17 protein-coding genes are annotated in these 21,091 nt (G+C 67.2%); 5 read left to right on the top strand and 12 right to left on the bottom strand.

All coding sequences use genetic code 11. The features are described from left to right. The first annotated feature begins 288 nt into the window (after positions 1-288). A complete protein-coding gene (locus QTI24_RS27775; RefSeq protein ID WP_286604840.1) occupies positions 289-1,830 on the top strand; it encodes a YifB family Mg chelatase-like AAA ATPase in 1,542 nt (513 codons plus the stop codon). 25 nt (positions 1,831-1,855) lie between these two features. Then, positions 1,856-3,088, top strand: coding sequence for an MFS transporter (locus QTI24_RS27770; RefSeq protein WP_286604838.1), 1,233 nt, complete (start codon positions 1,856-1,858; stop codon positions 3,086-3,088). 97 nt (positions 3,089-3,185) lie between these two features. On the opposite strand, the gene QTI24_RS27765 is transcribed toward QTI24_RS27770, so the two are convergent. The 12 genes from QTI24_RS27765 to QTI24_RS27710 form a co-directional block, all read right to left on the bottom strand. Further along, positions 3,186-4,370 carry a fumarylacetoacetate hydrolase family protein gene (locus QTI24_RS27765; RefSeq protein ID WP_286604837.1) on the bottom strand — a complete coding sequence of 395 codons (1,185 nt, stop codon included), beginning with the start codon at positions 4,368-4,370 and terminating at the stop codon, positions 3,186-3,188. 59 nt (positions 4,371-4,429) lie between these two features. Continuing rightward, positions 4,430-8,134 (bottom strand): molybdopterin cofactor-binding domain-containing protein, encoded by a 3,705-nt coding sequence (locus QTI24_RS27760; protein ID WP_286604835.1) that lies wholly within the window; start codon positions 8,132-8,134, stop codon positions 4,430-4,432. Then, a complete protein-coding gene (locus QTI24_RS27755) occupies positions 8,131-8,616 on the bottom strand; it encodes a (2Fe-2S)-binding protein (RefSeq protein WP_286604834.1) in 486 nt (161 codons plus the stop codon). Before QTI24_RS27755 ends, QTI24_RS27760 begins: the two co-directional genes overlap by 4 nt. After that, entirely contained in the window at positions 8,616-9,341 is a 726-nt protein-coding gene (gene pncA / locus QTI24_RS27750; protein WP_286604832.1) for a bifunctional nicotinamidase/pyrazinamidase, read from the bottom strand. The genes QTI24_RS27755 and pncA overlap by 1 nt, the downstream gene beginning before the upstream one ends. A gap of 37 nt (positions 9,342-9,378) precedes the next feature. Next, entirely contained in the window at positions 9,379-10,113 is a 735-nt protein-coding gene (locus tag QTI24_RS27745) for an ABC transporter ATP-binding protein (RefSeq protein ID WP_286604830.1), read from the bottom strand. Then, positions 10,110-10,913, bottom strand: a complete 804-nt coding sequence (locus tag QTI24_RS27740; protein ID WP_286604828.1) for an ABC transporter ATP-binding protein — start codon at positions 10,911-10,913, stop codon at positions 10,110-10,112. Before QTI24_RS27740 ends, QTI24_RS27745 begins: the two co-directional genes overlap by 4 nt. Then, a complete protein-coding gene (locus QTI24_RS27735; RefSeq protein WP_286604827.1) occupies positions 10,910-12,829 on the bottom strand; it encodes an ABC transporter permease in 1,920 nt (639 codons plus the stop codon). The genes QTI24_RS27740 and QTI24_RS27735 overlap by 4 nt, the downstream gene beginning before the upstream one ends. Positions 12,830-12,846: 17 nt before the next feature. Then, positions 12,847-14,058, bottom strand: coding sequence for an ABC transporter substrate-binding protein (locus QTI24_RS27730; RefSeq protein WP_286604826.1), 1,212 nt, complete (start codon positions 14,056-14,058; stop codon positions 12,847-12,849). A 43-nt stretch (positions 14,059-14,101) separates the two neighbouring features. Continuing rightward, positions 14,102-14,686, bottom strand: coding sequence for an amino acid synthesis family protein (locus tag QTI24_RS27725; RefSeq protein WP_286604824.1), 585 nt, complete (start codon positions 14,684-14,686; stop codon positions 14,102-14,104). A 136-nt stretch (positions 14,687-14,822) separates the two neighbouring features. Continuing rightward, the gene (locus QTI24_RS27720; protein ID WP_286604823.1) at positions 14,823-15,464 is read right to left on the bottom strand and encodes an amino acid synthesis family protein; all 642 of its coding nucleotides are present in this window, start codon (positions 15,462-15,464) and stop codon (positions 14,823-14,825) included. Positions 15,465-15,485: 21 nt separating this feature from the next. Next, positions 15,486-16,409, bottom strand: coding sequence for a UPF0280 family protein (locus QTI24_RS27715; protein ID WP_286604822.1), 924 nt, complete (start codon positions 16,407-16,409; stop codon positions 15,486-15,488). A 15-nt stretch (positions 16,410-16,424) separates the two neighbouring features. Continuing rightward, on the bottom strand, positions 16,425-18,050 hold the full coding sequence (locus QTI24_RS27710; protein ID WP_286604820.1) for a 6-hydroxynicotinate reductase: 1,626 nt from the start codon (positions 18,048-18,050) through the stop codon (positions 16,425-16,427). Positions 18,051-18,294: 244 nt separating this feature from the next. Here QTI24_RS27710 and QTI24_RS27705 point away from each other — a divergent pair, with 244 nt between their 5' ends. From QTI24_RS27705 to QTI24_RS27695, 3 genes are read left to right on the top strand one after another with little or no spacing between them, the layout of a single operon-like run. Continuing rightward, positions 18,295-19,068, top strand: coding sequence for a ferredoxin--NADP reductase (locus QTI24_RS27705; protein WP_286604819.1), 774 nt, complete (start codon positions 18,295-18,297; stop codon positions 19,066-19,068). A gap of 14 nt (positions 19,069-19,082) precedes the next feature. Next, entirely contained in the window at positions 19,083-19,862 is a 780-nt protein-coding gene (locus tag QTI24_RS27700) for a TetR/AcrR family transcriptional regulator (RefSeq protein WP_286604817.1), read from the top strand. Continuing rightward, a complete protein-coding gene (locus tag QTI24_RS27695) occupies positions 19,808-21,007 on the top strand; it encodes an amidohydrolase family protein (RefSeq protein ID WP_286604815.1) in 1,200 nt (399 codons plus the stop codon). The genes QTI24_RS27700 and QTI24_RS27695 overlap by 55 nt, the downstream gene beginning before the upstream one ends. The last annotated feature ends 84 nt before the right edge of the window (positions 21,008-21,091 follow it).

Below are 21,091 nucleotides of genomic sequence, written 5' to 3'. Positions count from 1 at the left end.
TTTGTAATTGGTGGTCAGCGCCACGTTGCCCGTGAGGTTCGGCGGCTCGGCAGTCTGCGCGCCAGCGAGCATCGGCATGGCGGCAAGGGCGCTCACGGCCAGGACCAGAACGGATTTACGGTGCATCATCGAGTGACTCCTCGGAGTGTTTTGAAGTGGTGTGGAAACCATGTCAAAGCAGGGAGCGTGCCAAACTGTCAACAAGCCTGCGGAGCCGGGTAGCGACCAAGGATGCACGTCGTAACATGAAACAAGAGATGGCGCACCATCTTGGGGATAGGGAGCGAAATGAGTCTGTCTTTGGTGCAAAGCCGCGCCTTGCTGGGTCTTGAAGCGGCCAGCGTCACGGTCGAGGTGCATCTGGCCAACGGGTTGCCCAGCTTCACACTGGTCGGCCTGGCAGATGTGGAAGTCAAGGAAGCACGGGAACGCGTGCGATCGGCCATCCAGAACGCCGGTCTCGAATTCCCGAACAACAAGCGGATCACGGTCAACCTCGCGCCGGCGGACCTGCCCAAGGACTCCGGGCGCTTCGACTTGCCGATCGCGCTGGGCATCCTGGCGGCCAGCGGCCAGATCGAGGCGGCCCGGCTGGCGGGCCACGAGTTCGCCGGCGAGCTCTCGCTCTCGGGGCAGCTGAGGCCCGTGCGTGGTGCGCTTGCCATGGCGCTCGCGTTACATATCAGCGGGATCGCGACGCGGCTCGTGCTCCCGGCCGACAGCGCGCAGGAGGCTTCACTGGTGCCTGGCGCCGAGGTCTACGGCGCGCGGCACCTGCTCGATGTCGTGCGGCAGTTTCTTCCTCCAAGCGAAAGCCCATTGCCAACCGAACCCGGCGATGACGGCTGGGCCAGAGTGATGGCCGCGCCACAGGGGCCGGCCCTGCGCCATGCCGACCTCGCCGACGTGAAGGGCCATGCCGGCGCGAAGCGCGCCCTGGAGATCGCGGCGGCTGGCGGCCACAGCCTTTTGATGGTCGGGCCGCCCGGCTCGGGCAAGTCGATGCTGGCGCAGCGTTTCGCCGGACTGCTGCCCGCGATGAGCGTGCAGGAAGCGCTCGAAAGCGCGGCCGTCGCCAGCCTCGGCGGCCGCTTCGCGGTTGAACGCTGGATGCGCCGGCCGACTTCGAGCCCACATCACACGGCCAGTGCCGTGGCGATGGTCGGCGGCGGTTCGCCGCCACGGCCGGGCGAGATTTCGCTGGCGCATCACGGCGTGCTCTTTCTGGATGAATTCCCCGAGTTCGCACGGGCCTCGCTGGAGGCGCTGCGCGAGCCGCTGGAGACGGGGACCATCACGATCGCCCGTGCTGCGCGGCGTGCGGAATTCCCCGCGCGCTTCCAAATGATTGCGGCGATGAATCCGTGCCCGTGCGGTTATCTCGGGTCGACGCTCAAGGCCTGCCGGTGCACGCCCGATCAGGTGTCGCGCTACCAGGGCAAGATCAGCGGCCCGCTGCTGGACCGCATCGATATCCACATCGAGGTGCCCGCGGTGTCGGCCGAGCAATTGCTGGACGCACCGGCCGGTGAAGCGACCGACGCGATCCGCGACCGCGCGGGCGAGGCGCGCGAGCGGGCGTTGGCGCGGCAGGGAAAGACCAATCAGGGGTTGCAAGGCGCCGAGATCGACCGGCACGCGTCACTGGCACCGGATGCCCTGAAGTTCATGCACACGGCGGCTGCCAAGCTGGGCTGGTCGGCACGCAGCACGCACCGGGCGTTGAAAGTGGCCCGGACGATCGCCGATCTGGCCGGCGCGGCCGCGGTGGAGGTGGCACATGTCGCGGAGGCCGTGCAGTACCGGCGGGCGCTGCGCGCGGCTGGTTGACGGGCGGCCGGTAGAGTTCGAGGCCATGGGCTCTACCGCAACGTCGCACACGCCACTGTCCCCCTCTTCGCCCTACGACCGCCGCCTCGTCGCCTGGCTCTCCGTCGGCCAGCTCATCACCTGGGGCAGCGTCTTCTACACCTTCGCCTTGCTGATGGAGCCGGTGGAACGCGAACTCGGCCTGAGCCGCGCGCAGTCGTCGCTCGCCTTCAGCCTCGCCCTGCTGGCCGAAGGCGCGATGGCGTGGTCCGTGGGCCGCTGGATCGATCGCGGTCACGAGCGCGCGGTGATGACGGGCGGCTCGCTCGTCATTGCGGCCGGTCTGCTGCTCCACAGCTTCGTGAACGGTGCGGCAGGCTTCTATGCCGTGTGGCTCCTGCTCGGCGCCGGGTTGTCGGCGACGCTCTACAGCCCGGCCTTCTCGATCGTCACGCGCCGCTTTCCGAATGACTTCCGGCGCGCGATCATTACCTTGACTTTTCTGGGCGGCCTGGCGAGCACCGTCTTCATTCCGCTGGATGCATGGTTGATCGCGCAGCTCGGCTGGCGGCATGCGCTGTGGGTGCTCGCGGCCGTCCACCTTTGCGTGTGCGTGCCGCTGCACTTCCGCATCCTGCGAAACGCGCCGGGGCGTCGCACCGAGTTGGCGGCAGGCGGACGCCCGTCCGATCGTCCTTCCGTCGCGCACCACCTGCGCAGCGCGCCCTTCCTGCTGATCGGCGTCTTCACCGTACTGCTCATGGCGGTGACCGCCGCCCTGCCACCCCACATGGTCAGCCTGCTGCGCGGCGCGGGCTTGCCGGAAGCCTGGGCCATCGCGGTGCCGGCGAGCATCGGCATCATGCAGGTGTTCGGGCGCGCCCTGCTCTACTTCTTCGAACACCACTTCGACCTGCACTTGGCGAATCGGCTGATCCCCTGCCTGATTCCGCTCGGCCTCGTCATGCTGCTGGCGGGCGCCGGCCATCCGGTGGCTGCCTTGTGGTTCGTACTGTTCTACGGCATGGGCAACGGGATGCTGACCATCGTCAAGGGCACCGCCATCGCGCAGTACGTCGATCGCGAGCACGTCGCCACGCTCAATGGCGCGCTCGGCCTGCCGAGCGCCATCGCGCGCGCCGTCGCCCCGCTGCTGCTCGGACTGCTGTGGACGCCAACGGGTGGCTACACGACCGGGCTGTGGATCCTGCTGGCGGCGAGCGTCGTGGCCGTCTTCGCCCTGCTCGGTGCCCAGCACGCGCGGCTGGCCCAGACCTGATGCGAGAAAACCCGTGGAACCGGCTCCGCCGGGCCACCGGGTTTGCCCCCGGAGAGGGGGGTGGAGAGCGACACGAAGTGCGCGAGCCTGGGGGAGATCAAATGACTCCGCGTCCGGCGAGATTGCGCATCAGCGCGCCGATGCCGAAGGACCAGCGCGCCGCCTGGTCGGAGTGCACGACCCTGTTTTCGAGCGCGCCGAGTTCGGGCGCCGAGATGGTCACCCTGTCGCCCACCACGTGCGTGAACCCCTGGCCCGGGCCGTGACGGTCCTGCGTGGGAGCGAACATGGTGCCGAGGAACAGCATCAGGCCGTCGGGATAGGCGTGGTGCGGACCGATCGCCTGCGACACGATATCGAGCGGGTCGCGGCTGATCTTCGACAGCGAGCTCGATCCTTCGAGCGTGAAGCCTTCCGGCCCGACCACGCGCAGCGCCACGGTGATGCGGCGCACGTCGTCGATGCCGAAATGCTCGTCGAAGAGGCGGATGAAAGGCCCGATCGCACAGGACGCGTTGTTGTCTTTCGCCTTGCCGAGCAGCAGCGCACTGCGGCCTTCGAAGTCGCGCAGGTTGACGTCGTTGCCCAGCGCCGCGCCGAGCGTCTGGCCGCGGCTGTTGACGGCGAGCACGACCTCGGGCTCAGGGTTGTTCCAGACCGACCGTGAATGGATGCCCACGTCGGCGCCGGCACCGACCGCGGACAGCACGGGCGCCTTGGTGAAGATCTCGGCGTCGGGGCCGATGCCCACCTCCAGGTACTGCGACCACGCACCCTGCGCGATCAGCACTTCCTTCACCTTCTGGGCCTGCGGCGAACCGGGCACGATGCCGGCCAGGTTGTCGCCCAGCACGCCGCCGAGCGCGGCACGGATGGATTCGGCCTTGGAGGCGTCGCCGCGAGCCTGCTCCTCGATCACTCTTTCGAGCAGGCTGGAGATGAAGGTCACGCCACTGGCCTTGACGGCCTGGAGATCGCAGGGCGCGAGCAGCCACGGGTGCTGCGCGTCGCGGCGGGATTCGTCGCTGTTGGCGAGCGCCGCTTCGAGCGAGGCGACGCGCGCGGTCCTGTCGTCGCGCAGGCCCTGCCGAACCGCGCCCACGGGGTCATCGAGTTCGAGCAGCTGGCTGGCCGTCGCGGCGATGTGCGAGAGATCGTGCAGGCCGCCCTCGTGCACCGCGACCAGCACCGGACCGACATCCGGCAGCCAGAGCCGGCCGATCAGGGTGGCGCGATCTGCATCGCGAGGCAGGGACTGGGCGGGCGAAAGCATCGATGTCATGCGAGGGTCTCCAGGTGAACGGGCCGCTGATTCGGCCTCTGCATCGCGGATCGTACTTGTCAACGCGCAGCGGCGGCGGTCGCGCGTACGCGGGCGACGCTTTGCGGCAGATCGGCCCACGGCGGTTCATGAGGCGCGAAACGCGCACGCATGTAGCCGGCGAGCTCGGCGATCTGCGCATCGTCCAGCGCCTCACGGAAAGCGGGCATGAAGCCGATGTCGCGCGAAGCCGGCTCGCGCACGCCATCGAGGATCGTGCGCAGCAGGTTGTCCGGCAGTGCGCTCGTCAGGTTGCTGTTGAGTGCGAGCGGCGTGTTCACGCCGAGCAGCGTGGGGCCGTCGCCGTCGTGATGGCAGGCTGCGCAGGCGCCGTCGAACATGCGCTGGGCGGGGCCCAGCAGTTGGCCCGCGTTGCCGGCCGCGGTGGCGACGACGCGCCGGGCCTCTGCGGCCGCCGCTTCTTCGGCGACGTTCGGCTGGAAGGAAGCCAGGTAGGTCGCCATGGCGCGGATGTCCGCGTCCGGCACGGCGGCGAGTTCGCGCACCACCTCCGCCATCGGGCCACCGGCGACGCCGTGGTCCTGGGCATGGCCGTTGCGCAGGTAGCCGTAGAGTGCCTCCGCGTTCCAGGGCACCGCCGCCGTCGACAGCGAAGTCAGCGCCGGCGCCTCCCAGCCATCGACCATCGCGCCCGACAGGAAGGCCTTGCCGCTCTGCTCCGCGCCCAGCGCGTTGCGCGGCGTGTGGCAGGCGCCGCAATGGCCGAGACCGTTGACCAGATAGGCGCCGCGGTTCCATTCGGCGCTCTGCGCGGCCACGGGTTGAAGCGGCGACGGGTCATGGAAGAGAGCGTTCCATCCCGCCATGAGCGGACGCAGGCCGAAAGGGAACTTCAGTTGCGCCTTCGGCGTTTCGGCGCTCACGGCCGGCAGCGACATGAAGTACGCGTAGAGCGCCTGCAGGTCGTCGTCGCTGGTCTTCGCGAAGGCGGTGTAGGGGAAGGCGGGGTAGAGGTGATGGCCGTCGCGCGAGATGCCCTCACGCATCGCGCGCTGGAAGGCGCTGAAGGACCAGCGGCCGAGGCCGGTGTCGGCATCGGGCGTGAGGTTGGTCGTGTAGATGGTGCCGAAGGGAGTTTCCATCGGACGGCCGCCGGCGTTGGACGTACCGCCGGATGCGGTGTGGCAGACGGCGCAGTCGCCGAGAGCCGCGAGCGTGCGGCCGCGTTCGATGGTGGCTTCGCTGTAGACGGGGGCGCTGAGGGAGACAGGCGCGATCGTGGAGCGCCAGCCGAGCAGGCCTAGGATCACGCCTACGGCGCCGACGACCAGTGCGCCTGCGCTGACCCAAAGCGCCTTGCGACGCGGCCAGGGTGCGGAGGCGGGCGGCTCGCTCCTTCCCTCTCTGGGGGAAGGCTGGGATGGGGGCGGGACGGCGGCAGGGAGAGGATTCAACGCCGCACGGACGACTTCGGGCGTGAACGGCGGCGCCCGGAAGCGCACCCCCGTCGCATCGAAGATCGCATTCGCAATCGCCGCCGTCCCCGGCACCGACGACGACTCCCCCGCGCCGAGCGGCGGCTCGCCGGGCCGCTGCATGTGCATCACCTCGATCACCGGCACTTCGCGGAAGTTGATGATCGGATAGCTGCCCCACTCGCGGCTCGCGACCACCCCCGGCGGCCGCACGCCAGGAAGCAACTCGCCTCCCGACCCCGACTGCGGCGCGAACTGCACGCGTTCCTTCAGAGCGCGACTGGTCGTCTGGATCACGTTGCCGTGGATTTGATGCTCGACCCCTGCCGGGTTGACCATCAGGCCCGCATCGTGCCCCACGACCACGCGGCGAACGTGCACCTCGCCCGTCTTGCGATTCACCTCCACATCCGCCACCCATGCCGACCACGCCGCGCCAAAACCCGGCCACTTGCTGTGCACGTAGCGCGCATACGCAAAGCCCTGGCCGAACAGGATGTCGCCACCCGGCCCGAGGCCACCCTCCGAGTTTTCCTGCGGCCCGGCGCGCAAGCGCCAGCCGGCCTTCTGCGCTGTCTCGCGCACCAGCTCGGCCGCGCGCGGATCGTGGAGATGCCGCAGCCGGAACGCCACCGGATCGACACCCGCCGCCGTCGCGAGTTCATCGACATAGGACTCGTGGGCGAACGAACTCGGCAGCGCCGACACGCCGCGCAGCCACGAGGCGCGGACGATCGGCGCCATGTCGTTGACCTTCACGCGCAGGTTCCCGTAGGCATAGGGCGGCCGCGCCGTGCGGTCACCCATCTCGAAAGCCTGCGCCACGGGTTCGATGGTGCGCGTGAGCAGCAACGCGAGCGTGGGCGCGCCGTTCGACGGATACGAGGTCTCGAAGTCGTAGGCCGCGACGCTGCCGTCCGCGTCGAGTCCGCCGCGGATCTGCATGAGCTGCGCGGCGCCCTTGGGCTCCCACGCATGCTCCTGCTCGCGCGTGAGCTGCACGCGCACCGGCGCGCCGACTGCGCGTGCGAGCAGCGCCGCATCGGCCGCGACGTCATCCGCGCCGTTGCGCCCGTAGCAGCCGGCCGCTTCCATCCGCACGACATCGACCTCCAGGTCGTCGAGGCTCATCAGCTTCGCAAGATCGGCGCGCAGTACATGCGGGTTCTGCGATCCGGCCCACACGCGCAACCTGAATCCATCGTCGCCAACGGGCTCCCAATGCGCGAGCGCGCACGAAGGCCCGATGGACGCATGCATCTGGTACGGCCACACATAGGTGCGCGGCATCGGCTCGGCAGCCGCCGCAAGCGCGCCGTCCACATCGCCTTCATCCACCAGCAGCCGCTGCGTGGCGGGATTGGCGCGCAATGCACCCTCGAGGTCGTCGAGCGACGCCAGGCCGGGCCACGCTTTCCACGTCACGCGCAGTTCGCGCAACGCCTGCTCGGCATGCTCCTCGCGTTCCGCCACGACGCCGACGAAATCACGGATCACGACCACGGCGCGAATGCCGGGAATGTGCGCAACGGAGGATTCGTCGACCGACTCCAGCGTGTTGCCGATGTAGTCGCCGTGGTCCGCGCCCGCGTATGGCGGCCGCACCATGCGGCCATGCAGCATGCCGGGCACGCGCATGTCGTGCACGAAGACTAGCTCGCCCGAGAGCTTGGCCGGGATGTCGACGCGCGGCATCGAGCTGCCGACGATGCGGTAGTCCGACGGATTCTTCACGCGCGAGACCGTGTCGAGCTGCAGCACCGTGCGCCCACCCGCTACCAGTTCGCCGAATCCGACACTGAAGGCGGGATCGTCGCCGGCATGGATGCGCCCATCGCGCACCTGGAGCAGCTCGGCCTGCACGCCGAAGTGCTCGGAGGCTTGAGCCACCAGCCAGGCCCGCGCCTGTGCGGCGGCATGGCGCAACGGACCAGCGTGAATCTGGATCGACGCACTCGCGATCGTCGCGCCCTGGTTCGGCACACGCGCCGTGTCGCCCAGCATCATGCGGACTTGCGCCATCGGCAGGTCCAGCTCTTCCGCCACGATCTGCGACAGCGCCGTCTGGATGCCCGTGCCGAGATCGACGTGGCCGTTCAGCGCCGTGGCGCTGCCGTCGTCCCAGATCGCGAGCAGCACCTCCGGCCCTTCCGCCGGATTGCCCGCCACCAGCGCTGGCTGGCCCTTGGCCGGCGGCGGCGCGGGCGGCGTCTCACGCACGATGACGAGCACGCCGTCGGCATGGAGGAATTCGCTGCGCGTGCGAGGCAGGTCGGCGCGCCGTGTCACGTGTCGGCGCCCTTCGCCATCCGCATCGCGGCGCGCCGCACGGCAGCCACGATCTCGACGTGCGTGCCGCAACGGCAGAGATTGCCGGAGAGTTCGCTGCGGATGCGCGCCTCGCTCGGATTCGGCTCGCGTGCGAGCAAGGCCGCCGCCTGCATCACCATGCCGTTGAGGCAGTAGCCGCACTGCGCGCCCTGTGCGTCTTCGAAGCCCTGCTGCACCGGATGCCAGCGCTCCCGCGAGCCCAGGCCTTCGAGCGTCGTGATCTCTCGGCCAGCCACTCCGTGCGCCGGAATCACGCAGGCACGTGCCGCCACGCCATCGACCCACACCGTGCAGGCGCCGCACTGCCCGAGCCCGCAGCCGAACTTGGGTCCGTTCAGGCCCAGGTCGTTGCGCAAGACGTGAAGCAGCGTCGCTTCGTGCGACGCTGCGAGTTCGACACTGCGTCCGTTGACCTTCAGTTCGAACCCAGCGAGGCGCATCACACGATGTCGGAAGACTGGATACGCTTGACGCCCTTGCCAGCCATCTGCTTCCACGCCGCCGCGAGCGATCCGTTGAGATCGATGGCGCGCGTCGCGTCCTCGATCACGTAGACCTCGAAGCCCGCCTTGCGCGCGTCCATCGCGGTCCATGCCACGCAGAAGTCGGTGGCGAGGCCGGTGACGAACACCGTCTTGATGCCCCGCGCCTTCAGGTAGCCGCCCAGCCCGGTCACCGTCTTGTGATCGGCCTCCTCGAATGCGGAGTAGCTGTCCATGTCCTTGTGGTGGCCCTTGCGGATGATGAGCTGCGCCGTTGGCAGCTTCAGGTCCTTGTTGAGCGCCGCGTCCTCCGTGCCCTGCACGCAGTGATCGGGCCACAGCACCTGCGTGCCGTAGCTGAGCTTGGTGCTCTCGAAGGGCTTCTTGCCGGAATGCGTGCTCGCGAACGACGCGTGGCCGGCCGTGTGCCAGTCCTGCGTGACGACGATGTTCTCGAACGCGCCCGCAAGCTTGTTGATGACGGGCACCACCTCCGCACCGCCCTTCACCGGCAGCGTGCCCCCATCGATGAAGCAGTTCTGCACGTCGACCACGATGAGCGCCGAGTTGGCGGCCGGTTTGATCTTCGAGGCAGCGAAGAGCGGCGCCGTGGCGCCGAGCCCGCCGACGAGCCCGAAGGCTGCGGCCGCTTTCAAGAGGGATCTGCGTTGCGTGTCGTGCATGGTGGTCACTCCTCGGTTTAGGAAACTGTTTTACGGCTCACACACTCAAGTACGCGCGGCGCACCTCGTCGTTCGCGGCCAGTTCAGCCATCGACGCCTGATAGCGGATCTGGCCCTTCTCGAGCACGTACGCGCGGTCGGACACCAGTTCTGCAAAGTGCATGTTCTGCTCCGACAGCAGGATGCTCACGCCCTGCGCCTTGAGTTCCAGGATCATGTTCGCCATCTGCTCGACGATCACCGGCGCGACGCCTTCGGAGGGCTCGTCCAGCAGCACCAGGTACGGATTGCCCATCAGCGTGCGCGCCACGGTCAGCATCTGCTGCTCGCCGCCGCTCATGCGGCCACCGGGCCGGTTCGGCATCTCGCCGAGATTGGGAAACAGCTTGAACAGGCGCTCGGGCGTCCACAGCGGCGCATCGGTGCCGTCGCTCCAGCGGCGTGCGGGCTGCTTGCCGACTTCGAGGTTCTCCATCACGCTGAGATCAGTGAAGACGCGGCGGTCCTCGGGGACGAACCCCAGGCCCATGCGCGCGGCGTGATGCGGCTCGCTCTTCGAGATGTCGTGGCCCAAAAAACGCACCGCGCCGCGGCGCTTGCCGAGCATGCCGATCAGCGCCTTGAGCGTGGTCGACTTGCCAGCGCCGTTGCGCCCCATGAGCGCGACGACCTCGCCGCGACGCACGTCGAGATCGACGTCATAGAGGATCTGCGCGGCGCCGTACCAGGCGCACAGGGCCTTGGCTTCGAGCAACACTTCGTGTGAACTCATGCATGCTCTCCCACCGCCGCATTCACAGCGGCTGCTTTCTCCGCGATCTTCTCGAAGGTCTTGCCACTGCCGAAATAGACCTCCTGCACTTTGGGATGGTCGCGAATCTCCAGCGGCTTGCCCTGCGCGATCAGCCGCCCGCGGGCGAGCACGATCATGCGGTCTGCATAGGCGAACACCACGTCCATGCTGTGCTCGGTGAAGAGCACCGCCATGCCGCGCTCGATGACGAGCTGCTTGGTCAATGCCATGAGCGAATTGCGTTCCTTCGGCGCCATGCCGGCGGTGGGCTCGTCCATCAGCAACAGCTTGGGACTATTGGCCATCGCGATCGCGAGTTCCACACGCTTCACGTCGCCATAGGCCAGCACGCTGCAGGGGCGGTCGGCCTGAGCCTTCATGCCGACCTGGTCCAGAAGGGTCAGCGCCTCGTCGCGCTTGTGGTCCGCCGCGCGCCGCCACGTCGAGAACAGCTTGTGGTCGTGCGACAGCAGGGCCATCTGCACGTTCTCGACCACCGTGAGCGATGCGAAGGTCTCGGCGATCTGGAAGGTCCGGCCGACGCCCATGCGCCAGATCTCGCGCGGCTTGCGGCCGACGAGTTCCTCGCCGTCGAGCAGGATCGAACCGCGGTCGGCCTTCAACTGGCCGTTCACCATGTTGAAGGTGGTGGACTTGCCGGCACCGTTGGGGCCGATCAGCGCCAGCAGTTCGCCGGGCGCCAGTTCGAAGCTGATGCCGTCGACGGCCTTCACGCCGCCGAAGGATTTGCCGAGTTCGTTGACTTTGAGAAGGCTCATGCCTTCGCCTCCTGAAGGTCCGCATTGGCTCCGGCGGCATGCCGCCTGCGATCGAAGAGCTGCTTGGCGAAGCCAGCAATCCCCTGCGGAAACAGCAGCACGAGCAACAGGATGATTCCGCCGAGCATGGCTCTCCAGTAGTCGGTATTGCGCGCCACTGTGTCGTGGAGCCAGGTGAAGGTGACGGCACCGACCACCGGCCCGGCGAGCGTCTGGATGCCGCCGAGCAGCACCATCACCAACCCGTCGACCGACTTGCCGACGCTCAGCGATTCCGGCGAGATGCTGCCCTTCGAGAACGCATAGAGCGCACCGGCCAGACCCGCCGCGGTGCCCGCGATCACGAAGGCAGCCCATTGCATGCGCTTGACGTCGATCCCGATGGCGTCCGCGCGCAGCGCCGAATCGCGGCCCGCGCGCAGCGCATAGCCGAAGGGCGAGAACAGCACGCGGCGCAGCCACAGCACGCCGAAGGCAACGAGCACGAGCGTGAGCCAGTAGTAGGCGCGCTTGTCGGAAAGCCATGCGGAAGGCCAGACGCCGGTGAGACCGTTGCTGCCGCCGGTGAAGCTGTCCCACTGATAAGTGATGGCCCAGGTGATCTGAGCGAAGGCCAGCGTGAGCATCGCGAGGTACACGCCCGACAGCCGTACCGCGAACCATCCGTACACGAAGGCACCGGCCGCGGCGACCAGCGGCGCGACGATCAATGCAAGTTCCATCGGCATGCCGCTCGCACGCACCAGCAGTGCGGCGCCGTAGGCCCCGAGCCCGAAGTAAGCGGCATGGCCGAAGGAGTGCATCCCCGCCGGCCCCATGATGAAGTGCAGGCTGGTCGCGAACAGCGCGGCGATCATGAGGTCGATCATCAGCACCGTCGTATAGGGTGAGCCGGCGGTGAGGAATGGCATGGCCGCCAGCACCAGGCCGAACACCGCCGCCGCAATCAGGTAGACCTTGCTGGGACGGCGCAACGGCTCTTCCTGCATGCCCACGTAGCGGCTCGGCGCCTGTGGCCGGCCGAAGAGGCCCCACGGCCGCCACACGAGCACGACGGCCATCACCAGGAAGTCGACCACCAGGGTGAGCTTGGAAAACGAGACGCTGATGCCGAAGATGTCGACCACGCCGAGCCAGATGCAGATGGCCTTGATCTCGGCGATCAGCAATGCAGCGGCGTAGGCACCGGGAATCGAGCCCATGCCGCCCACCACCACGACCACGAAGGCGGCGCCAATCGTGTTGAGGTCCATCTCCAGCGTCGCGGGCTCACGCGGCAACTGCAATGCGCCGCCCAGCCCCGCCAGCAGCGCACCGAGCGCGAACACCGCCGTGAAGAGCCACGCCTGGTTGACGCCGAGCGCGCTCACCATCTCGCGGTCCTGCGTGGCTGCGCGCACCAGCGTGCCGAAGCGCGTGCGGGTGAGCAGCATCCAGACCAGGCCGAGCACCACGGGGCCGACGACGATCAGGAAGAGGTCATACGAAGGAAACTGCCGTCCGAGGATGGTGACGGAACCCGAGAGCCCCGGCGCGCGCGGTCCCAGCAATTCGTCGGGCCCCCACAACCACAGCACCGCATCCTTGATGACGAGCACCAGCGCGAAGGTCGCGAGGAGCTGGAAGAGTTCGGGCGCCTTGTAAATGCGCCGCAGCAGCACGACTTCGATCAGCGCGCCGAGCACGCCGACCGCCAGTGCCGCCATCACCAGCGCGGGCCAGAAGCCCATGCCGGTGCCCAGTCGTTCGACCAGGGTGTAGGCAACGTAGATGCCCACCATGAAGAACGAGCCATGCGCGAAATTCACGATCCGCGTGACGCCGAAGATCAGCGACAGACCTGCCGCCACGAGAAACAGCGACGACGCGCTCGCCAGCCCGTTGAGGAGCTGGACGATGAAACCGGAGAAGCTCATGGCCCGTTCGACTCCACTCAATCAGCAGCGCGGGACTTCTTCACCTCTGCGGCCGACGGCTGGTACTTTGCGTCGGCGCCGTCGAGGTACACGTAGTCGACCATCACGCCCTTGCCGCCGTCGTTCTTGGTGCGGCCCACGAACGCGCCCATGGTGGACTGGTTGTCCTCGGGGCGGTAGGTGATCTTGCCGAAGGGCGTGTCGACCTGCAGCCCCTTGAAGGCGGCGACCAGCTTCTCGGGATCGGTGCTCTTCGCCTTGGCGATGCCAGCCGCGGCCGACTTGATCATGCTGTAGCCCACCACCGATCCGAGACGCGGATAGTCCTTGAACTTGGCCTGGTAGGCCTGTTCGAACTTCTTGTGCTCGGGCGTGGTGATGCCGTACCACGGGTAGCCGGTCACGATCCAGCCGGTGGGTGCTTCGTCCTTCAATGGGTCCATGTACTCGGGCTCGCCGGTCAGCACGCTCACGACTTCACGGTCCTTGAACAGGCCGCGCGTGTTGCCTTCGCGCACGAACTTCGAGAGGTCCGCGCCGAAGAGCACGTTGAAGATCGCATCGGGCTTGGCATCGGCCAGCGCCTGCACCACGCTGCCGGCGTCGACCTTGCCCAGCGGCGTGGCCTGCTCGGCGACGAACTCCACGTCGGGCTGCGCCGCCTTAAGCAACTGCTTGAACGCAGCGACCGCCGACTGGCCGTATTCGTAGTTGGGGTAGACCACCGCCCAACGCTTCTTCTTGAGCTTGGCCGCTTCGGGCACCAGCATGGCGGCTTGCATGTAGGTGCCTGGGCGCAGGCGGAAGGTGTACTGGTTGCCGCCCTGCCAGGTGATCTTGTCGGTCAGCGGTTCGCCGGCAAGGAAGAAAAACTTCTTCTGCTTCGCGAAATCGGTGACGGCCAGGCCGGTGTTGGAAAGGAAGGTGCCCGCCAGGATATCGACCTTTTCGCGCGACACCAGTTCCTCGGCCACGCGCACGGCATCGCCGGGATTGGCGTTGTCGTCGCGGCTGATGAGTTCGATCTTCTTGCCGTTGACGCCGCCGGCGGCGTTGATCTCATCGACGGCGAGTTCCATGCCCTTCTTGTAGGGCTCGAGGAAGGCGGGCTGCGCCTTGTAGCTGTTGATCTCGCCGATCTTGATCACGCCTTGGGCGTGCGCGGGGACGAGTGCAGTGACCAGCGTGGCGACGGCGGCCGCGCTGAAAGCAAGACGCAGGGGATTCATCGAGAGCTCCTTGGGTTCGAACACAAAAATGATGCGGCGTGGCTCAGCGAAGGCCGTCTTCGCCCTTGATTTCGGAGACCTTCAGGCCGCCGATGCGCGGCAGCGGGCGGCCACTGTCGGTCACGGCGACGGCGACGACGATCTCGTTCGCACGGGGCGCGTCCGACACGCGGGCCTCGACGGCGTCGAAGTGGCTGCGCACGAAGGCCGCGTCCTTGTGGCCGAGCGGCACGTCGATGGCAGTGCCGAGCGTGCCGCGCTTCTTGGCGGAGGGCACCAGTGCCGCGCCCTTCTCGACCGCCACACGCAGCGGCGCGCCGAGCTTGGGATGCAGGATGGCAGCAGCGTGTTCGAGCTCGCCGGCCTCGCCGACGATCGCGGCCTTGCCGTAGCTCTGAGCCTGTCCCGGCTCTATGCCGAGAGCAGCCACGGCCTTCTGCCCGAGCAGCGCGCCGAGTTCTTCGCCGATGGCGATCAGGTCATCGAGCGATTCGCTGTAGCGGCCCGCGTAGGGGTTCTCGATGACGGCGATGGCAACGGCACGGCGCGTGGGCGGCTCGATGGTCTTTCCCATTTCCTTGCGGGTTTCGTCGACCTGGATCACGAGCTTGCGGATATTTGCTGTCATTGCTTGTCCTTTGTGTTGGCGAGGTCCGGCCGTCTTTCGGGAAACACCGCGGAACCGGCTTGGCCGTGCCGCTGGTGTTGCCCCCCTGCAGGGGGGTTGGCGAAGCGACACGAAGTGCGCGAAGACTGGGGGGTAGTCATCTCAAGCCATCCCATTTGCTGATGTCTTCGGCACGCAGGCCGCCGACGCGATCGTGGATTCGATAGCCCGTGGTCATTGCGAGGATGAAAACGATCTCGTCGGCCGCCGGCGCACCGGGCACTCGAACCTCGATCGCGTCGAACTGGCCGCGCACATAGCTCGCATTGATGTTGGTGAGCGGCACGTCGAGCGTCGCGCCGGGCGGCCCGACTTTCTTGGTCGACGGCACGATCGACAACGCATTGCCGGGCTGACCCGTCTTCTCCTCGGCCTTGCCTTGCCGGTAGGCGTCGCGGTCGCCCTTCCATCCAAGCAGCTCGCGCATCGCGTAGCCGCCGGGCACGTGCCACAGCGCGCCATGCTCCAGTTCGCCAGCGGCGCCGACGATGGCGCCCTTGCCGTAGGTGGCGATGCGCTCGACGGGCACATCCATCGCGGCGCGCAACCGGTGCGCCATGTCGACGCCGACGGGATCGAGCAGCTTCATCATCGGCAGGATGTCGGGCTCGTAGCGGCCCGCGAAGGGATTGGTCAGCACCGCGCCGATGGCGCCGCGCACCAGCGGCGTTGCGGCGCGCGGTCCGAACTCGTGGTGAATGTGCTCGACCTGGGTGAAGACACGGCGTATATCGATCATGAAAAGAAGTCCTGCTTTTCGTTAAGCAAATACTGAACCAACTGCACTCGGAACGCCGCTGCCAGCGATCTGCTGCGATGCCGTCGAGGCCTGCAAGCTTAAGGGTTGAACCACCCGCCATTGCCCCTGGCAAACGAGCACCGCCGACCATACGAGTCCCATAGGCTGGAGTTCTTCGGCGCGCGCGACGCCCGCATCCAGTGCGCGACGCACCTGTGCAGGCGCGAGTTGCTCGACGCTCCTCGTCACGGGGATGTCGCCGAGGTCGCTGTCGTCCTTGCACTCGCTCGCGGGAAGGCGATGAATTCCGGGGTCATCGACGTCGACTGCATTGGCGATCACGGTGGCTGCGGCATCCGCTTCGGCCGCTGTCGCCGCGAGCACGGTGACGCTGTCCGCGATACCGAGCGAAAAACTCCGGCCGCGCCAGCCGCTGGTGGCGACGCCTCGCACCGGAAGGTCCGCGGTAACCTCGAATTGGCCATCGGTCGCGAGTGGTCCCCTGTCGCGCAGATCGAAGCGGGCGAGATCCGCGAAGAGCCCGACCCGCGCGGAGTGGCCGGGCGCGAGGTGCAGCGCGATGTCGCCGCCGTTGTTGATCCACGCGCGCTCGATGCCGGGCCGGTGGTAGCAGGCGATGAGTTCCTGCGCCACGGCACCGGCGACGGCGGCCATTGGCGTGATGAAGCCCGCACGGAACGGCACGCACGCGTTCCACATGCGCTGCGCGATGGGGCCGCGCAAGACGCAGTCACCGCCCACTGGCTGACGCAGCAAAGGCAGCTCCGCCACCAGCTCGTCGAGCAAGGTACTGAAGCGCCGCCACACGTGCTCATGCGCCACCGCGACCTCCACCGCATCGCCATGCGCTTCGGCGACGATGTCGATCGGGCCGTGGTTGAGATGCCAGCGGCCGTCGCCGATCGCTGTGCGTTGAGCAGTCATGGCAATGCGGTCCGGTCAGCCGAGCATCGGCGGCTGGCCCAAGGGCCAGGGGTTGGCTGCATCCATGCGCAGCCATTGGCGTGCCAGCGGCGCACCGTCGTCCTGCCAGGCGCCCCGAGCAAGCGCCTGTTCGAGCGAGAACACATGCTCCATGTGGCCGCCCAGTGCGGCGTAGTCCTCGCGCCGCATGCTGAATTCGATGGGCGCAACGATCGCCGGGGTGGGCACCGTGCCGAAGCTGTTGTCCGGCATGCGCAGCACATCGGCCATCACCGTGATGCCGCCACCGGGCCACACGTAGGCCGGTGCGCCACCGCAGGTCACGTTGACCAGCGCGCGCTTGATTGCGCGGGTGAGCAGCACCGGGTTCTCCGTCACCCCGGCGCGCAGGCTGCCACCCGCACCACCGAGGAACAGCACCGTGCACAGCGAGGGTTCGCAGTTCTCGCCGATGCGCTCCACGATGCGGCGCACCTCGGCCGGCATCTCCTGCTCGACGGGGCGCAATTGCTCGTCGAGCACGTACCACTGCGCATGCTCGCCGGTGGTCGAAGTCATCAGCAGGCGCAAGCCGGGTCGGGCCACACCCTCTTCCCATCCTTCGATGATGGAGAGCGGATCGTCGATGTCCGTGCCGCCCCAGCCGTTGCCCGGGTTCGCGACCTGGAAGTACCGCCCCGGCGTCGACTTGCGGCCGCGCATCTGGATGCCCGAGGCCGGCATGTCGAGGCAGCGCCCCGCCTGGTGCTCGGTCAACACGCCGGTGATGTGGTCGTCGACCACCACCACCTCGTCGGCATGGCCGAACAGCTGGCGCGCGAAGATGCCTACGGCTGCGGAGCCGCAGCCCACGCGCATGCGATGCTCCTCCACGCCATTGACGATCGGCGCCTTGCCTGCCTGGATCACCATGCTGGCGCCGCCATCGATCACGCATTCGACCGGCTTCTTGTTGCCGAGCAGCTGCATCAGTTCGACCGTCATGCGCCCTTCCTTCTTGCTGCCGCCGGTGAGGTGGTGCACACCGCCGAGCGACAGCATCTGAGAGCCGTATTCGGCGGTGGTGACGTGGCCCACCACCTCACCGCGGTAGCGCACATTGGCCTGCTCGGCGCCCAGGAAGCGGTCGGTGTCGATCTTCACCTTGAAGCTGCAGTAGCTGAAGATGCCTTCGGTCACCACCGTCACCATGTCGACGCCCTGCGCTTTCGAGGCCACGATGAAGGGCGCGGGCTTGTAGTCGGGGTAGGTGGTGGACGAGCCCACGCCCGTCACAAAAACCTCGTCGGCACGAAGGAGATCGCCGTTCCAGTCGGGGTCGGCGACCGGCTCGACGGTGCGTTCGACCTCATCGAGCTCGGCGTTCACCCGGGCGAAGGGCACGAGGGCAGGCGATTCGCTCGACAGTTCGCGACGCAGCAGCACCACCGGATCGACGCGCACCAGCACGCCGTCGCGGTTGGCATAGCGGTCGCAGGCGCCGGTGCGCCCGTCGGAGATCTGGCACAGCACCGGGCAGGCGTTGCATTCCACCTTGCTGGCGCTCATTTTCTCGTTGCGCAACGGCGCGCGGCCCGTGGCCTCGGGCATTACCGGCATGTCCATGCCGGGCAATCCGTCTGTCTTCGTGTGTTCGGTCATCGCGGGCGTCTCGTGGGAATCAGGCAGCGGGCCGTGCAACATCTGTGCCGAAGGCCCTCTTGCGCTGGCGCTTGTGCTGGAAGTGACGTTTGTGTAGCATTCCCTACACTTTCATGTGGCAAACACTACATTGAAGATCAATGTAGCAAACAGGCCCGATGCTTGCAATGGTGTTTTCGCGGGCACAACCGAGTCGCCGACAATCGGGGGTTCCCTTTTTCGTTCATAACCATTCCTGACCCTTATGAGTGCATTCAGCGAAGAACGTGTGTTGAGCGTCCACCACTGGACCGACCGCCTGTTCACCTTTACCACCACGCGCGATCCGGCCCTTCGTTTCTCGAACGGCCACTTCACGATGATCGGCCTGAAGGTCAACAACAAGCCGCTCCTGCGTGCCTACAGCATCGTCAGCCCCAATTACGAGGAACACCTGGAGTTCCTGAGCATCAAGGTGGAAGAAGGCCCCCTGACCTCGAAGCTCCAGCACATCCAGGTGGGCGACACCATCATCGTGGGCCGCAAGCCCACGGGCACGCTGCTGATCGACTACACGCTCCCAGGCAAGCGGCTCTATCTGTTCGGCACCGGCACCGGCCTGGCACCGTTCATGAGCATCATCCGCGACCCCGACACCTATGAGAAGTTCGAGCAGGTCATCCTGGTGCACGGCGTGCGCCAGATCGACGAGCTGGCCTATCACGACCTCGTGACCGATCACCTGCCCAGGCACGAAATCCTGGGCGAGATGATCGAGAAGCAACTGCTCTACTACCCGACCGTGACGCGCGAGGAGTTCCGCAACATGGGCCGCATCACCGAGCTGATCGAAGCCAACAAGCTCACCGACGACCTCGGCCTCCCGCCGCTCAACGCCGCCGAAGACCGCGTGATGCTGTGCGGCAGCCCCGGTCTGCTGGTCGACCTCAAGCACATCCTCGAAGCGCGCGGGTTCAAGGAAGGCAACACTTCCACCCCTGGCGACTTCGTCGTCGAACGCGCCTTCGCGGAAAAGTAGAAGCGAAGTCTGCGATGGCCGAAGCGAAGGCAGCCGCCCGCATGGGCGCACCCAAGGCCGCGACGCGCCGCACCGGCGTGCGTGAAGCTGCCGCGCAAGCCACGCGCGAGAGCATCCTGCGCGCGGCGACCAAGGTGTTCGCGAAGTACGGCTACGACGGCGGCAGCGTCGAGAAGATCTCGAAGGCCGCGAAGTCGTACGACCGCATGATCTATTACTACTTCGGCAGCAAGGAAGGCCTCTTCATCGCGGTGCTCGAAGGCATCTACCGGCGCATGGACGACGCGGAAGCCGCGATCGATCTCGACGCGACGCGCCCGGTCGAATCGCTCACGGCGTTGATCCGCTTCGTGCTCGGCTACTACCGCAAGAACCCCGAGTTCGTCACGCTGCTCAACACCGAGAACCTGCACAAGGGCCGGCACATCGCGAAGTCGCTGCGGGCGCGCGAGTATTCGTCGCGAGCAATCTCGATCATCCGGGAGATCGTCGCGAGCGGCGTCGCGCAAGGCCTGTTCCGCAACGACGTGGCGGCGCGCGACCTTTACCTGCTGATCGCGTCGACCGGCTATTTCTACACGTCGAACCGCCACACGCTGACCGCATTCCTCGGCGAGCCGCTGGAAACGCCGGAGGCCGTCGCGCACTGGGAAGACTTCGTGATCGAGACGGTGCTGCGCACGGTCGACGCGGGGGCTTCCGACGAGGCAACAACTCCACTCCACGAAGAGGCTAAGACATGGCAGAAGTCGCAACCGGCGCAAAGTCGGGCAAGGTCGTCATCCGGAACATAGGTCTGCTGCTCTCGGGCGACATCGACAAGCCCATCCTCGACGCCGACACCATCGTGGTGAATGATGGACTCATCGTCGCGGTCGCCAAGGAAAAGGACTGCGACCTCGAAGGCGCGCAGACCGTCATCGACTGCAAGAAGACCTGCGTCGCGCCCGGCCTGATCGACAGCCACGTGCACCCCGTCTTCGGCGATTGGACACCGCGCCAGGGCCAGATCGGCTGGATCGACTCGACGATGAACGGGGGCGTGACCACCATGATCTCCGCCGGCGAGGTGCACCTGCCCGGCCGCCCCAAGGACATCGTGGGCCTGAAGGCGCTGGCCATCACCGCGCAACGCGCCTTCGACAACTTTCGCCCCGGTGGCGTGAAGGTGCTCGCCGGTGCGCCGGTCATCGAGAAGGGCATGGTCGAGAGCGACTTCAAGGAACTGGCCGAAGCCGGCGTGGGCCTGCTCGGCGAAGTGGGCCTGGGCTCGGTCAAGGCCGGCTACGAGGCCAAGGAGATGGTGGCCTGGGCGCGCAAGTACGGCATCCAGAGCACGATCCACACAGGCGGCCCCTCGATCCCGGGCTCGGGCCTGATCGACAAGGACGTGGTGCTCGAAGCCGACGCCGACATCATCGGCCACATCAACGGCGGCCATACCTCGCTGCCCGAGGCGCATGTGTGCGAGCTGTGCGAGAAGTCCTCGCGCGCGATCGAGATCGTGCACAACGGCAACGAGCGCGTCGCGATCGCGGCGGCGAAGGCGGCGCTCGATCTCAAATGCCCGCACCGCGTGATCCTGGGCACCGACGGGCCGGCCGGCTCGGGCGTGCAGCCGCTGGGCATCCTGCGCATGGTGGCGATGCTGTCGTCGATCGCGGGCATTCCGGCCGAGCTGGTGTTCTGCTTCGCGACGGGCAACACGGCGCGCATCCGCAAGCTCAACTGCGGGTTGATCGAGATCGGCCGCGCGGCGGACTTCGTGTTCATGGACCGTGCACAGCACACCGCTGGCAAGACCCTGCTCGAGAGCGTGCAGTTCGGCGACATTCCCGGCGTCGGGATGGTGATGATCGACGGCATCGTGCGCTGCGGCCGCAGCCGCAATACGCCGCCGGCGACCGAGATCCCCGTGGTTGTTTCAGGCGCCCACTGACAGCCCCCTCCCTCTCGGAGAGGGAGTCATGCCGCGCACATCAGCGTTTCACCACGCTGTCGCGTGACACGTGACTCATGAAAC

This window comes from Variovorax sp. J22P240, from assembly GCF_030316855.1.
Taxonomy (GTDB): Bacteria; Pseudomonadota; Gammaproteobacteria; order Burkholderiales; family Burkholderiaceae_C; genus Variovorax.
The sequence above is the reverse complement of the archived record's forward strand: the minus strand, read 5'-3'. Positions and strand labels throughout refer to the sequence as shown.

Excerpts from the sequence above, each read along its gene's own strand:
- QTI24_RS27775 (WP_286604840.1), top strand. The coding sequence starts at position 289 with ATGAGTCTGTCTTTGGTGCAAAGCCGCGCCTTGCTGGGTCTTGAAGCG.
- QTI24_RS27770 (WP_286604838.1), top strand. The coding sequence starts at position 1,856 with ATGGGCTCTACCGCAACGTCGCACACGCCACTGTCCCCCTCTTCGCCC.
- QTI24_RS27765 (WP_286604837.1), bottom strand. The coding sequence starts at position 4,370 with ATGACATCGATGCTTTCGCCCGCCCAGTCCCTGCCTCGCGATGCAGAT.
- QTI24_RS27755 (WP_286604834.1), bottom strand. The coding sequence starts at position 8,616 with ATGCGCCTCGCTGGGTTCGAACTGAAGGTCAACGGACGCAGTGTCGAA.
- pncA (WP_286604832.1), bottom strand. The coding sequence starts at position 9,341 with ATGCACGACACGCAACGCAGATCCCTCTTGAAAGCGGCCGCAGCCTTC.
- QTI24_RS27745 (WP_286604830.1), bottom strand. The coding sequence starts at position 10,113 with ATGAGTTCACACGAAGTGTTGCTCGAAGCCAAGGCCCTGTGCGCCTGG.
- QTI24_RS27740 (WP_286604828.1), bottom strand. The coding sequence starts at position 10,913 with ATGAGCCTTCTCAAAGTCAACGAACTCGGCAAATCCTTCGGCGGCGTG.
- QTI24_RS27735 (WP_286604827.1), bottom strand. The coding sequence starts at position 12,829 with ATGAGCTTCTCCGGTTTCATCGTCCAGCTCCTCAACGGGCTGGCGAGC.
- QTI24_RS27730 (WP_286604826.1), bottom strand. The coding sequence starts at position 14,058 with ATGAATCCCCTGCGTCTTGCTTTCAGCGCGGCCGCCGTCGCCACGCTG.
- QTI24_RS27725 (WP_286604824.1), bottom strand. The coding sequence starts at position 14,686 with ATGACAGCAAATATCCGCAAGCTCGTGATCCAGGTCGACGAAACCCGC.
- QTI24_RS27720 (WP_286604823.1), bottom strand. The coding sequence starts at position 15,464 with ATGATCGATATACGCCGTGTCTTCACCCAGGTCGAGCACATTCACCAC.
- QTI24_RS27715 (WP_286604822.1), bottom strand. The coding sequence starts at position 16,409 with ATGACTGCTCAACGCACAGCGATCGGCGACGGCCGCTGGCATCTCAAC.
- QTI24_RS27710 (WP_286604820.1), bottom strand. The coding sequence starts at position 18,050 with ATGACCGAACACACGAAGACAGACGGATTGCCCGGCATGGACATGCCG.
- QTI24_RS27705 (WP_286604819.1), top strand. The coding sequence starts at position 18,295 with ATGAGTGCATTCAGCGAAGAACGTGTGTTGAGCGTCCACCACTGGACC.
- QTI24_RS27700 (WP_286604817.1), top strand. The coding sequence starts at position 19,083 with ATGGCCGAAGCGAAGGCAGCCGCCCGCATGGGCGCACCCAAGGCCGCG.
- QTI24_RS27695 (WP_286604815.1), top strand. The coding sequence starts at position 19,808 with ATGGCAGAAGTCGCAACCGGCGCAAAGTCGGGCAAGGTCGTCATCCGG.